Source organism: Ruegeria sp. AK4 (assembly GCF_056541025.1).
The window spans coordinates 36232-49977 of the sequence record NZ_JBQFXS010000012.1 but is presented as its reverse complement, the minus strand read 5'-3'; the positions used below and the strand labels follow the sequence as shown (position 1 = coordinate 49977).

General features: G+C 59.6%; 10 protein-coding genes. 5 read left to right on the top strand and 5 right to left on the bottom strand.

Annotation, left to right across the window (positions count from 1 at the left end):
• Positions 1-115: 115 nt before the first annotated feature.
• From ACR0EZ_RS18455 to ACR0EZ_RS18440, 4 genes are read left to right on the top strand one after another with little or no spacing between them, the layout of a single operon-like run.
• Complete coding sequence (locus ACR0EZ_RS18455; RefSeq protein WP_480615869.1) at positions 116-1366, top strand: sarcosine oxidase subunit beta family protein; 1251 nt, start codon at positions 116-118, stop codon at positions 1364-1366.
• Positions 1367-1378: 12 nt separating this feature from the next.
• The gene (locus ACR0EZ_RS18450; protein ID WP_480615867.1) at positions 1379-1669 is read left to right on the top strand and encodes a sarcosine oxidase subunit delta; all 291 of its coding nucleotides are present in this window, start codon (positions 1379-1381) and stop codon (positions 1667-1669) included.
• Positions 1666-4620: a sarcosine oxidase subunit alpha family protein gene (locus tag ACR0EZ_RS18445; RefSeq protein WP_480615865.1), complete on the top strand. Its 2955-nt coding sequence runs from the start codon at positions 1666-1668 to the stop codon at positions 4618-4620. The genes ACR0EZ_RS18450 and ACR0EZ_RS18445 overlap by 4 nt, the downstream gene beginning before the upstream one ends.
• Positions 4613-5176 (top strand): sarcosine oxidase subunit gamma, encoded by a 564-nt coding sequence (locus tag ACR0EZ_RS18440; protein ID WP_480615863.1) that lies wholly within the window; start codon positions 4613-4615, stop codon positions 5174-5176. Before ACR0EZ_RS18445 ends, ACR0EZ_RS18440 begins: the two co-directional genes overlap by 8 nt.
• A gap of 98 nt (positions 5177-5274) precedes the next feature.
• On the opposite strand, the gene ACR0EZ_RS18435 is transcribed toward ACR0EZ_RS18440, so the two are convergent.
• From ACR0EZ_RS18435 to ACR0EZ_RS18425, 3 genes are all read right to left on the bottom strand, one after another.
• Complete coding sequence (locus tag ACR0EZ_RS18435) at positions 5275-7656, bottom strand: aldehyde dehydrogenase family protein (RefSeq protein WP_480615861.1); 2382 nt, start codon at positions 7654-7656, stop codon at positions 5275-5277.
• A gap of 10 nt (positions 7657-7666) precedes the next feature.
• The gene (gene deoC / locus ACR0EZ_RS18430) at positions 7667-8692 is read right to left on the bottom strand and encodes a deoxyribose-phosphate aldolase (protein WP_480615859.1); all 1026 of its coding nucleotides are present in this window, start codon (positions 8690-8692) and stop codon (positions 7667-7669) included.
• Between the two features lie 673 nt (positions 8693-9365).
• A complete protein-coding gene (locus ACR0EZ_RS18425; RefSeq protein WP_480615857.1) occupies positions 9366-9677 on the bottom strand; it encodes a hypothetical protein in 312 nt (103 codons plus the stop codon).
• Between the two features lie 248 nt (positions 9678-9925).
• Here ACR0EZ_RS18425 and ACR0EZ_RS18420 point away from each other — a divergent pair, with 248 nt between their 5' ends.
• Complete coding sequence (locus tag ACR0EZ_RS18420) at positions 9926-11443, top strand: basic amino acid/polyamine antiporter (RefSeq protein ID WP_480615855.1); 1518 nt, start codon at positions 9926-9928, stop codon at positions 11441-11443.
• A 10-nt stretch (positions 11444-11453) separates the two neighbouring features.
• Here ACR0EZ_RS18420 and ACR0EZ_RS18415 read toward each other — a convergent pair whose 3' ends face one another.
• Positions 11454-12800: a phophatidylserine decarboxylase associated domain-containing protein gene (locus ACR0EZ_RS18415; RefSeq protein ID WP_480615853.1), complete on the bottom strand. Its 1347-nt coding sequence runs from the start codon at positions 12798-12800 to the stop codon at positions 11454-11456.
• Positions 12801-13011: 211 nt separating this feature from the next.
• The gene (locus ACR0EZ_RS18410; protein WP_480615851.1) at positions 13012-13692 is read right to left on the bottom strand and encodes a GntR family transcriptional regulator; all 681 of its coding nucleotides are present in this window, start codon (positions 13690-13692) and stop codon (positions 13012-13014) included.
• Positions 13693-13746: the final 54 nt, after the last annotated feature.

The window sequence follows — 13746 nt, the reverse complement described above, 5'->3', positions numbered from 1 at the left end:
GCAAAGGCCATATCCGGCAAATCTGTCGCATATAGGATGGTTTTCGTCCGAAATAACGCGCGAATTGATCGGCGGGCAATGCTCAGGTTGCCGTAGACAATAAGCGAGAGCCTTCATGCGATTTTCGGTGCTGAGACTGATCAAAGAGGCCGTCACCGGCCACAAGGGCTGGGGCCCGCAATGGCGCGACCCTGCGCCTGCGGACGCGTATGACTATGTCATCGTGGGCGGCGGCGGGCATGGTCTGGCAACGGCCTATTACCTGGCCAAGGAATTCGGCGCGGTGCGTATCGCGGTGCTGGAAAAAGGCTGGATCGGCGGCGGCAATGTGGGGCGGAACACCACGATCATCCGCTCGAACTATCTGCTGGACGGGAATGAGCCGTTCTATGAGTTCTCGCTAAAACTGTGGGAGAACCTGGAACAGGATTTCAATTACAACGCCATGGTCAGCCAGCGCGGCATTCTGAATCTGGTTCACACCGACGCGCAGCGCGATGCGGCGCGGCGGCGGGGCAATGCGATGATCCTGAACGGGTCGGATGCCGAATTGCTGGATACCGAAGGCGTGCGCGCGATGTATCCGTTCCTGAACTTCAAAGACGCGCGCTTCCCGATCAAGGGGGGTCTGCTGCATCGCCGGGGCGGCACCGTGCGCCACGATGCGGTGGCCTGGGGCTATGCGCGCGGCGCGGACATGCGTGGCGTCGACATCATCCAGAACTGCGAAGTGAACGGCTTTCGCATCGAAAACGGCAAGGTTCTGGGGGTTGAAACCTCGCGCGGGTTCATCGGGGCGGGGAAGGTTGGCGTGGCGGTCGCAGGCAGTTCCAGCCGCGTGATGGAGAAGGCGGGGATGCGCCTGCCCATCGAAAGCCACGTTCTGCAGGCCTTTGTTTCCGAGGGGCTGAAGCCCATCATCGACGGTGTGATCACCTATGGCGCGGGGCATTTCTATTGCAGCCAGTCCGACAAGGGCGGGCTGGTCTTTGGCGGCGACATCGACATGTACAACACCTATGCCCAACGCGGGAACCTGCCGGTGATCGAGGACGTGATCGAAAGCGGCATGGCACTGATCCCCGCACTGGGCCGCGCCCGCCTGCTGCGCAGCTGGGGCGGGCTGATGGATATGTCGATGGATGGCTCGCCCTTTATCGACAAGACCCACATAGACGGGCTCTATTTCAACGGAGGTTGGTGCTATGGCGGCTTCAAGGCGACACCCGCGTCCGGCTATTGCTTTGCCCATTTGCTGAAAACCGACCGCCCGCATGAAACGGCAACGGCCTATCGGCTGGACCGGTTCATGACCGGGCACATGATCGACGAAAAAGGGCAGGGCGCCCAACCGAACCTGCATTAGGGGGCTTATCCGATGATTATCGACCATCCATTGCTTGGCCCGCGCGACGCGCAGGAGTTCACCTATCTGGGCGATGCGTGCCTTCTGAACCGTCCCGACTGGCAGGCGGACAATGCGGCGCAGGCCTTTCACGACTACCTGTATCTGCGCGACAACCCGGCGGGCGAACATCGCGAGCTGTGGTTCCACGAACAGGGCGACCGCTCGTGGCTGGTGGTCACGCGCAACACGCTGACCCATGAAATTCTGAAGGTCGAACTGGCGCGGGATGTGGCAAGGGCGGCAGGGAAGGCGGCGCAATGACACAAAGCAATCGTCTGACCGGCGGGCTGATCGACCGCAATACCAGCCTGAACTTCACCTTCGACGGCAAATCCTATCAGGGGTTCGGGGGCGACACGCTGGCCTCGGCTCTGCTGGCCAACGGCGTGCGCCTGATGGGCCGGTCTTTCAAGTACCACCGCCCGCGCGGGGTGCTGACATCGGGCAGTGAAGAACCGAACGCGCTGGTCGAACTGCGCACGGGCGGGCGGCAGGAGCCCAACACCCGCGCCACCGTGGCCGAGCTTTATGGCGGGCTGAGCGCCAAGTCCCAGAACCGCTGGCCCTCGCTGGACCGCGATGTCATGGCGATCAACGACCGGTTCTCGAATTTCCTGACGGCGGGGTTTTACTACAAGACCTTCATGTGGCCCAAGGCGTTCTGGGAAAAGCTGTATGAGCCGATCATCCGCAAAGCCGCCGGTCTGGGCAGCCTGACCGGAGAGGATGATCCCGACCTTTATGACAAAGGGTTCCTGCATTGCGATCTGCTGATCATTGGCGCGGGTCCGGCGGGTCTGTCGGCGGCGCTGACCGCAGGGCGGGCGGGGGCTCAGGTCATTCTGGCGGATGAGGATTTCCGCATGGGCGGGCGTCTGATTGCCGAGACCGGCGCGCTGGTGGACATGTCCGGCGCAGACTGGGTTGCGCAGGCGCTAGGTGAACTGGCGGCGCTGAAGAGCGTGCGTGTAATGCCGCGTACGACCGTGTTCGGGGCCTATGACCATGGCATCTATGGCGCGGTCGAGCGCAACGCGGATCACCTGATCGCGCCTAAGGCGGACAAGCCGCGCCAGACTCTGTGGCGCATCTACTCCAAGCGCGCGCTGATCGCGACCGGGGCCATTGAACGCCCCATCGCGTTCGAAAACAACGACCGGCCCGGCATCATGCTGGCCGGGGCGGTGCGGTCCTATGCCAACCGCTGGGCCGCAACGCCCGCGCAATCGGTCGTTGTCTTTGCCAATAATGACGACGCGCATCAGACGGCGCGCGATCTGATGGCGCAGGGCATCAAGGTTCCGGCCATTGTCGATACCCGCCCCGACGCGCCGGATGTCGCGGGCACCGAGGTTCTGAAAGGAGCCCGGATTATCAACACTTCGGGCCGTCTAGGGCTGAGCTCGGTTCAGGTGCGCACAGACAAAGGGTATACAACCGATCTGCATTGCGAGGCGCTGGCGATGTCCGGCGGCTGGAACCCGAACCTGGGCCTGACCTGCCATCAGCGCGGCCGCCCGGTCTGGAACGCGGATATCCACGCCTTTGTTCCGGGTCAAGGGCTGCCCGTCGGTCAGATCGTCGCTGGCGCTGCCAAGGGTGAGCTGACCACCGATGCGGCATTGCAGGGCGGCGCGGCGGCGGCTGTGACTTCACTGTCAGATCTGGGGATCAGCGCATCGCCCGCCGATCTGCCCGCTGCCACGGATGCCCGGGTTTCGATCAGCCCTTTCTGGCATGTCCAAGGCGCAAAACGTGCGTGGCTGGACTTTCAGAACGATGTCACCGTCAAGGACGTCAAGCTGGCACATCAGGAGAACTTTACCTCGGTCGAGCACCTGAAACGCTATACCACGCTGGGCATGGCGACCGATCAGGGCAAGACCTCGAACGTTGGCGCGCTGGCGGCGATGGCGGAACTGACCGGCAAATCGATTCCGGAAACCGGCACGACAATCTTTCGCCCACCCTATACGCCGGTGGCGATGGGGGCCTTTGGCGGCCGCGCGGTCGGCAAGGCGTTCCACCCGACCCGCCTGACGCCCAGCCACACATGGGCCGAGGAACAAGGCGCGGTATTTGTCGAAGTCGGCAATTGGCTGCGCGCGCAGTGGTTCCCGCGCACGGGCGAATCCCATTGGCGGCAATCGGTGGACCGTGAGGTGCTGCAGACCCGCAATTCGGTCGGGGTGTGCGATGTGACCACGCTGGGCAAGATCGACGTGCAGGGCGCGGATGCAGCGGCTTTCCTGAACGTGATCTACGCCAACGCGTTTGGGAAACTGCCCGTGGGCAAGGTGCGCTATGGGCTGATGCTGCGCGAGGATGGCATTGCCTATGACGACGGCACCGCCGCCCGGTTTGCCGAGGATCATTTTGTCGTGACCACTACCACCGCCAACGCGGTTCTGGTCTATCGCAACATGGAATTCGTACGCCAATGCCTGTGCCCGGATATGGATGTGCAGCTGATCTCGACCACCGAGGCCTGGGCGCAATATGCCGTGGCCGGTCCCAATAGCCGCAAGCTGTTGCAAAAGATCGTGGACCCCGAGTTCGACATCTCGAACGAGGCGTTTCCCTTCATGGCCTGTGGCGAGATCACCGTCTGCGGCGGCCTGCGGGCGCGGCTGTTCCGCATCTCGTTCTCGGGCGAGCTGGCCTATGAGATCTCGGTGCCCACACGGTACGGCGACGGGCTGATGCGCGCGCTGATGGAAGCGGGTGAAGAGTTCGACGTTGTACCCTATGGCACCGAGGCCCTGGGCGTCATGCGGATCGAAAAGGGCCACGCCACGGGCAACGAGTTGAACGGCACCACCACGGCGCTGAACCTGGGTCTTGGCCGGATGGTGTCGAAGAAAAAGGACTGTATCGGCAACACCTTGTCCGAACGCGAAGGGCTGAACACGCCGGACGCGCTGGCGCTGGTGGGCCTGAGGCCGGTGGATGCCAAGGATACCATCGCTGCGGGCGGGCATCTGATGAACGCCACCGGGCCGGTCGATGCGGTCCATGATCAGGGCTATGTCACCTCGGCGGCTTATTCACCGATCCTGCACAGCTCGATCGGGCTGGGCTTTGTCAAAGGCGGGTTCGACCGCATGGGCGAATCCCTGCGTCTGGTCAACCCGCTGGAAGGGCAGGAGATCCTGGTCGAGATCGTCAGCGCTCATTTCCTGGACCCGGAAGGGGAGAAGCTTCGTGCATAACATAAAACCCATCACCCCGCTGGGCAGCGACACGCCACGCACCGACACCATCGGCACGATCACGATCACCGAGGTCGTGGATCAGGCGCTGGCCTCGGTTGCGGCGCGCAACCTACTGGCAGGTGCGGTGCAAAAGGCGCTGGCTGGAAAGATCGGTCTGACTTTGCCCGGCGTCGGTCAATCCTCCGAGGCCGCACCCTTTACCGCATTCTGGACCGGTCCGGATCAGTGGATGGTCACCGCCCCGCAGGGCAGCCACGAATTGCTGGCGTCCGAGTTGAAACAGATCCTCGGCGACACTGCGTCGGTGGTCGAACAGACCGACGGCTGGTGCCGGTTCGACGTGCAAGGCGCGGCGCTGTGCGACCTGTTCGAACGGCTGACCAACGCCCCGGTCCGGACGATGGACACCGGCGCTGCGATCCGCACCACGGCGGAACATCTGGGCGTGTTCCTGTGGCGGCTGGCAGAAGATCGCATGGCTGTCATCGCCCCCCGCTCCTCAGCCGCGTCCCTGCATCACGGTCTGCTGGCAGCGGCGAAATCCATCGCCTGACCCTCAGCCCGAGGGCAGCACATCATCGCTGGTCTGCGGCCCGGCCCCGGTTACGTCGCTGGGGCCATCCGGATGCGGCCCTGTTCCGCCAAATCCCTTTACTCGCCGTATGGAATCCAGACGTTTTTGACCTCGGTCGCCTGACGCAGAAATTCCTCACCCTCGGCCTGGACCGCGTCGAACCAGTCGATCGCCTTGCCATAATTCACCCAGGTGCGTTTGAGGTTCGCCGCCGAGGCCTTTTCGACCATCGCCGACCCTTCGCCAGTGCCGTGGTACCAGACGCCGTCGATCCCGTAGTGATCGGCGAGCGTCTTGGTCAGCTCGTCCTTGCCGCCGGTGACGATGTTGACCACACCGCCCGGCAGGTCCGAGGTATCGAACACCTGATACAAGTCGGTCGCGGCCAGCGGGTAGACCTCGGACGGGACGGCAACAACCGCGTTGCCCATGGCAATCGCCGGGGCCACCAGCGAGACAAAGCCCAGCAGCGGCGCCTCGTCCGGGCAGGCGATGCCCATGACACCCACCGGTTCCTTCATGGCAACGGTGACGCCGCGTACGGGCACCGAATGCACCTGACCGTCATATTTGTCGGCCCAGGCGGCATAGGTGAACAGCCGGTCGATCGCGGTTTCAACCTCGGCGGCTGCGGTCTTGGCCGAAGCGCCGGTCATCTGGCGCAGGCGGGCTTCGAACTCTTCCGCGCGGGCGGCCAGGTTTTCACCGATATAGTAGAGGATCTGCGCCTTGTTGTGCCCCGAGGCTTTGGCCCAGCCCCCTGCCGCACCGGTCGCGGCCTCGACCGCGTTGCGGATGTCCTTGCGGTTGCCCAGCCCCACATGGCCGATCAGCTTGCCCTTGGGTGACACGACAGGCTGCGAATAACCGCTGTCGGGCCGCGCCTGTTTGCCGCCGACATACATCTTGGCGGTGCGGTCGATGCTGCCCAGACCGCCAAGGCCGGTTTCTTTCACTTCAGCCGGTTTGATGGGGGCCGCGTCTTTCAGCGATTTGAGGTGTTTGGGTTTGACGTATTCATACAGCCCCTCGCGCCCGCCTTCGCGGCCAAAACCGCTTTCGCGATACCCGCCAAAGCCTGCGGCAGCGTCGAACTGGTTGGTGCAGTTGACCCAGATCACGCCGGCCTTGATCTGCGGCGCGACACCAAGGGCGAGGTTGATGTTCTCGGTCCAGATGCTGGCCGCCAGACCGTATTTGGTGTTGTTGGCCAGTTGCACCGCCTCGGCAGGCGTGCGGAAGGTCATGGTGACCAGAACCGGGCCAAAGATTTCCTCTTGCGCCAGCGTTGCCCCGGCTTCGACACCGGTCAGCAGGGTGGGCGGGTAATAGCAGCCATTTTCGGGCAAAGCGGCATCGGCCTGATAAAGCGTCGCGCCTTCCTCGACACCCAACTCGACCATGCGGGTGACCTGCTTGTGCTGGATGGGATCGACGATGCAGCCGACGTCGATGGATTTGTCCAGCGGGTCGCCGACGCGCAGGCTTTGCATGCGCAGCCTGATCCGGTCGTGGAACTTGTCGGCGATGGATTCATGCACCAGCAGGCGCGACCCGGCGCAGCAGACCTGCCCCTGATTGAACCAGATCGCATCCACGATCCCTTCGACCGCGCTGTCGATATCGGCGTCGTCAAAGACGATGAAGGGGGATTTGCCGCCCAGCTCCAGCGTCAGTTTCTTGCCGGAACCGGCGGTCTGTTCGCGCAGAATGCGGCCCACGCGGGTCGAGCCGGTAAAGGCCACCTTGGCCACATCCTTGTGACCGGCGATCATCGCACCGACCGGGCCGTGCCCGGTGACGATGTTCACGACACCTGCGGGCAGGCCGGCCTCAACGCAGATATCGGCAAACAGAAGCGCTGTGAGCGAGGTGTATTCCGCAGGTTTCAGCACGACGGTGTTTCCCATCGCCAAAGCGGGCGCGATTTTCCACGCCAGCATCAGGAAGGGGAAGTTCCACGGGATGACCTGACCGGCAACGCCGACGGGTTCATGATCGGGCAGTTCCTTTTCCATCAGCTGCGCCCAACCGGCATGGTGATAGAAATGGCGGGCGGCGGTGGGGATGTCCGCGTCGCGCGATTCCCGGATCGGCTTGCCGTTATCCATGCTTTCCAGAACCGCGAACAGGCGCGCATGTTTCTGGATCAGCCGGGCAATGGCATACAGGTAACGCGCCCGCGCCGCGCCGCCCATTTTGGCCCAGCCCTTCTGCGCCGCCGAGGCCGCGCTGACGGCCTGATCCACATCCTTTTTGGTCGCCTCGGTCAGCGACGCCAAAGTCTGGCCATCCGCTGGCGACAGGCTGTCGAACTTTGATTTGCCCGGTTTGGTGAAGGCACCATTGATGAACAGGCCGAAATTGCGGCCGTGATTGTCCAGCCATTTGTTTGCAAGCTCGGCGCTTTCGGGTGCGGGGCCATAATCCATGGTCTTGAAAATCTCTGCAATTGTCATGTCAGCCCCCTTAGCTGATGCCGTGCCGGAAGGCGGCCGAGTAGCGGCCCGTTACGTGGTGCTCAAGCTGGCGTTCGATATCGCCCAGCAGGCTGGAAGCGCCAAACCGGAACAGGTCGGGCTCGAGCCAGTCATTGCCGCGCTCTTCCTTCATCATCGAAAGATAGATCAGCGCGTCCTTGGCCTTGGAGATACCACCTGCCGGTTTGAAGCCGATCTTGTATCCGGTCCGCTCTTCGTATTCGCGGGTGGTGCGGACCATGGTCAGGCTGACCGGCAGCGTGGCGTTGACGCTTTCCTTGCCGGTCGAGGTCTTGATGAAATCGGCCCCCGCCATCATGCACACATGGCTGGCCCGCGCCACATTGCGCAACGACCCCAACTGACCGGTCGAGATGATCGCCTTGACATGGGCATCGCCGCAGGCGTCGCGATAGGCGCGCATCTCGTCATAGAGCGCCTGCCAGTCGCCGGTCAGCACATGACGGCGCGAGATCACGATGTCGATCTCGCTGGCACCGGCGCTGACCGATTCCTCAATCTCTTTCACCCGCAGGTGAAACGGGCTGAGCGCATCCGGAAAACCGGTCGAGACCGCGGCAACCGGGATACCCGTGCCCTCCAGCGCCTCGACGGCGGTTTCGACCATGTCGTGATAGACACAGACCGCACCGGTGGTCAGGTTCAGGCTTTCGATGCCCAACGCCTCGACCAGCTCCTGCTTCAGCGGACGGCGCGCCTTGGCACACAGCCGCCGGACCTTGCCCTTGGTATCGTCACCGTTCAGCGTGGTCAGATCCATCAGGGTAATCGCCCGCAGCAGCCAGGCCGCCTGATAGTCTTTCTTCACGCTGCGCCGCGCCGACAAAGACGCCGCCCGGCGTTCAATGGCCGAGGTGTTGGCCTGAACCGAGGACACCCAGTCCAGATCCAGCGGCACACCGGGGTTGCGCGGAAAACGTGCGGCATGCGCCGCAACCGGAAGGTGGTCGGTTCTGACCGTTTCCTTTTGATCGTCCAATGTCGATACAGTCACTGTTTCTCTCCTAGCGTGGGCAGGAAACTCTTGCCGTGGGGCGTGGCGGGGATATCCAGATGGCGCGCGGACGTCGCGCCAGTCAAAGCCAGATTACTGGACATGGATCTGGCGCGTTATCGCGCGATAGACGGAATCGCCGCAGCCCATGATCTGTGCGTGCGTCGCGGTGCCATTCCAAGCTTGGGCTGGATGGATGAAGACTGCAAGAGTATCGTCTGTCCTTTCCACGGTCTGTAAAATGGCAATGACGGGACCTGCACCCGAGGTCCCGCAATCGCTGATCGGCCGAAACCGATCCCCAAAACTGTTCGGCTTATCAGCTATCCGGCGGAAGAACGCAATGGGCTGATTGTGTGAGCGATATGTTGCAACCAAGTTGAAATGTCACTTGGTCTACAAAGTAGAAATGTCCCAGCTGCCGCGGAACGGTAGTGCAGCCTGACAGGGTGGAGACCTCAAACATCGGAGCCCTGTCTGGCTGCACGCTTTTCTTTCGCTGCTTTCGCAAACCTTGAGTTCCAGCATTGTTGCGCCGACCTGTCGGTTTGTAGTGTGTGGCCTGAGTGCCGACGCGGTGCTTCTTGGGTGGTGCTTTATCCTGCTCTTGCTTGATGTGCTCCAGCACTGCGCTCAGTCGCTTGTTCCCGATGATCGCCGCGTGGCTCACACGTTAATCTTTGTCGTAAGCAGAGTAGGGCAGTGGAACGCCCTTTGACCGGAATTCCAGCGTACCGTTATGGTATTCATAGCTGTCCACATATTCGCCAACGAGGCCACGGGTGAGATCGTTCTCTTCAAGCGTTATCCGCTTGCGGTCGTAGCGCAGCACCAGGTTCCTGTCGACATAGCGCTCGTCGCGCCAGCACAGGATGTCCCTCAGACGGTCGGGCTCGACATTCAGGGCCCGGTGCAGATTGTCCGGCTCCTGCAGCGAAGGTCTACAATGCGGACTGCAGGCGCAGCATTCGGCTGTCATGCTCATGGTCGGCTTTGGGCCGTTGGTCAATTGCAATAAGCCATGAGGTAGACTTCCGATAATTCAAGCTTTCGAACTTGGATGCTACTTGAGGTCTCCTAGAAAAATCGTAGAACCTAGTTCGTTTGGTTCGGGCGAAAAAAATCAACCAAAGAACCATTCAAGCATTGCAGCAAAAAATGGAACACAAACTCCGACGGTTATGTAACTTAGACGGGAAGCAATGTTTAGAAACCGATCGGACAATAGAACTTATGGCAGTGCAATCTAACCGGGTTTCGGAAGCATCGGAAGGAGATAGTCAACCGACATCTGCTCCCAAGAAGCTTGGTCTGTTCGCCATGACTTTGCTGGTCGTCAGCGCGATGTTTGGTGGCGGAGTTTTCAACATTCCGCAGAACATGGCCGAACAGGCCGCGCTGGGTGCGGTTCTCATTGCTTGGCTCATCAGCGGTCTGGGTATCTTCTTTGTCACGCGAAGCTTTCAGGTTCTGGCCGATATCCACCCGGAGATGACCTCGGGTATCTACATGTACGCACGCGCTGGCTTCGGCAGGCTCGCCGGTTTTCTGATTGCCTGGGGTTATTGGCTGTCCGTCGCATTCGGAAATGTCAGCTATGCTGTTCTGCTGATGGACGCCCTGAATTACTTTTTCCCGCCTTACTTTCAGGACGGGAATACCTGGCAGGCTACGCTGGGTTCATCCCTGATCATTTGGTGTCTGTGTTTTCTAGTCATGCGTGGCGTGAAGAGTGCATCGCTTCTGAACAGTATCGGGACCGTGGCTAAATTCCTGCCGGTTCTTGTGTTCTTGGCAGTGGTGGTTTTCTTCTCGTTTGGTAAGGGACTTATCACGGCGGATCTCTGGGGGAATACTCTGGACACTCAACATGCCGACAAACCCTTGGGCAGTCTTCTCGACCAGATCAAAAGCACAATGCTTGTCACGCTCTGGATGTATATCGGCATCGAATGCGCCGTTGTGATGTCCGATCAGTCCGACGCCAAAACCGTCAGCCGGGCAACGATCCTTGGCTACTTCATCGTGACGGTCATCTTTGTTCTCATCTCTGTCGTGCCATTTGGCGTGATGTCCCAGGGTGAGCTTGCAGCGCTGGCCCCACCCTCCACTGCGGGCATCATGATGTCGCTCGTCGGCTATTGGGGCGAGGTTTTTATTAATGTTGGTGTAATCATCGCCTTGCTCAGCTCCTGGCTGGTCTGGACGCTGCTTGTGGCGCAGTTGCCGTGGGTCTGTGCAAAGGACGGGACTTTTCCGAAGTTCTTTGCCAAAACCAATCAGGCCGATATCGCGTCGAATTCGCTTATTATTTCAACCGTTATCATGCAAGCGGCCATCATCGTTGTCTATTTTGCCGATAACGCATGGAACTTGATGCTATCGATCACAGGCGTGGTTATTTTGCCGGCATACATAGGATCTGCAGTTTTTCTTTGGAAAGTGATCTGGTCGGGCGAATACCCGCGTACCGCAAAGCTCGGCAGGAATACGGCCTTGATTACCAGCTTGCTCGCGACCGGCTTCGGCCTGTGGCTGGTCTACGCGGCGGGCATCCAGTTCATGCTGGCGGGCGCCATTATCTATGCGGCCGGATTGCCCGTATTCTACTGGGCGCGCCGGACTGCCGCAGATTCAGCCACCGCGTTTGACCGGGCCGAGGCATTGGTTGCCGCGGGTCTGATGCTGCTGGCAGGCGTTGCCTTGTGGATGTTGGTCGACGGGCAGCTGCCTGAGGTGTTTTCGGGTTGAACGATCAGGATTATATGCGCGGTCCAACCGTCGCAATCCGTTGGTTGACCAGGATGTTTGTGCTGTCGAGTCCCGGCTCCTGCCCGTGCAGATCAAACTCGATATCAACGTCTGACTGAAAGACCAGGCAATGCGTTGAACCGCCAAAATGGAACATGCCGATCTCGTCACCTTTGGTGACGTGCTGGCCTTCGTAAACGGTGATGTCACAAGTTGAAACTTCGGCCATGCCGATGCCGACAAAACACATGAGGCCGATATCAGGATTGTCCGCCTCAATGAATATCAACGCGCGCGTGGCAACCTCGGCAATATAACCCTGCGAGGCATTTGGACCAGCAGGGTCCAGTCCTTCCGGCATGATTTCCGAGTAATAGGTTCCTTCGATCCGACGGGTTTTGACGACCCGGCCCGAAACCGGGGCATGCCAGCGATGATAGCTGAGCGCGCTCAGGAATGCCTGGTACACTGTGGCCGAGTCGAAGTGATCAACCAGCGGATCGTTATCCAGCATGAATTGCAACGCGTAAGGTTGCGCTTTGATCCAGAACTGATCGCGCAGCTTTACCTCTCGGGCGACCCGATAGGGCGCCGACTCGCAGGCGTTAACGACAACCGCATAATCGTTGGGCGCAGCAATGGGTCGAATCCCGTCGTGAAACTGGCGCGTGAAGAAATCGTCCCAGGATTTGAATCCAAAGTGAGGGAGCGACGGGTCGCAAATGAAATCCTCTTTGAAGGTGGGCATCGCTTTTTGCGCAGCTGCCCCAAACCACCCGGTTTTGGGATCATCAGTCAAAACCGATCTGCTTTCCGGTGATTGCAAATAGACTGCCCATTCATTCAGCATGTCGCGCAGGCACGCATCAATCTTGTCATCCAGAAACCCGGCCCAGCCGCCGACATTGGCCATTGACCAATCGAGGATCGCATTGAACGGAAATCCGACTAGACCGCTTTCATTAAATTCGGGCGCGTGCGTCATGATCGTGTTAAACAGCCGAAGCATGTGTTCATAGTCGCGCACCTGCGGCTTGCCTGTAGGTGTGGATTGCTTGCTCTCAGGGACCTCCTGAAACATCTGCGAAAAGAACATATAAGCCTTCGCATCCGTCTCGATCAGGGTCTTGAGCCGTTGTACAGATGGCAAAAGCGGGCTGGTGTCTTGCTCGGCCTTGGTTGCGATTTTCGCGGACCAAGCGTCCAGCACATCTTGATCCGAAGGCAACCATTTGCCGACTTTGTAATGAACGTTTACAGAAGTTTCTCTCAAAGTCATCGTAAGCACCTTTTCCCGCTGCGTCCTAGTCGATCTCAACCCTGACGATATTACGTGTCCAGACGCCACGGTGTCCATTTAGATGCAGACAACTTGAAATTTGCAGTTTCAGCGGTCCTGACGTTTTTCGAGTCATAAATTGTGCAATTGCAGCGATCGGCGGCTATGCGGGTTGCGACCACAGCATCACAAAACCACTCTGAAGGTCCCTTTTGGGCCGCTTTACCTGTATAAACTCGTTGGCTGCAAACCCCGCCAATTTCGTTTTTGATTGTCAGTTCGAACCTTTTCACAACACGTTTCGCTCATTCAGAAACTTCATTGTGTTTTTCAAGCCTTGCCGCATGTGATCTTCAAGGTGAGCGAGCATGTCATCTAAATTCTCACCATTGGCGAGTTCAATGTATTTGTCATGGGATTCCCGAAGTGGCCCGCCACGCCCATGCGCCTTCTGATGCATGGCAAAGTAAAACTGGAGGTTGGGTTTCAGGCGTTCCCAGCTTTGCAGCAGAAGGGTGTGTCCCGAAAGTTCATAGCACCAAGAGTGGAGGTGCATTTCCGCCATGATCGCGCCGTAGGGATCATTATTCGAGATGCAATCGCATAACCTGTTGTTGCGCATTTGCAGGTCGGCGAGGCTAATCAGGTCTCGTTTGTCCCAGCAGAACTGAAACGCCATCTTCTCAAGCCCCGTTCGAAACGAATAGATTTCATTAAGATCAATTGGATCCAGTGTACGAAGGAAAGTTCCGCGGAACGGGATGTAAACAAGAAGGCCGATTTCGCTCAATTGAACCATCGCTTCGCGCAGTGTGGCGCGGCTGACATCCAGCTGAGCAGCAACCTGAGTTTCAAGCAGTTTTGCGCCAGGCTCCAGATCCCCGGTCAAGATCAGTTTCTGGAGTCGCTCCAGCGTTCTGTCTTTCAATGTGTCGCCGGATTTCTCCGATGAGGATGCTTGCTGTGTCATTTCGATCCTGTTGATGGAATTTCCAATGGATGGAAGGCGAGATTACGTCGTTAG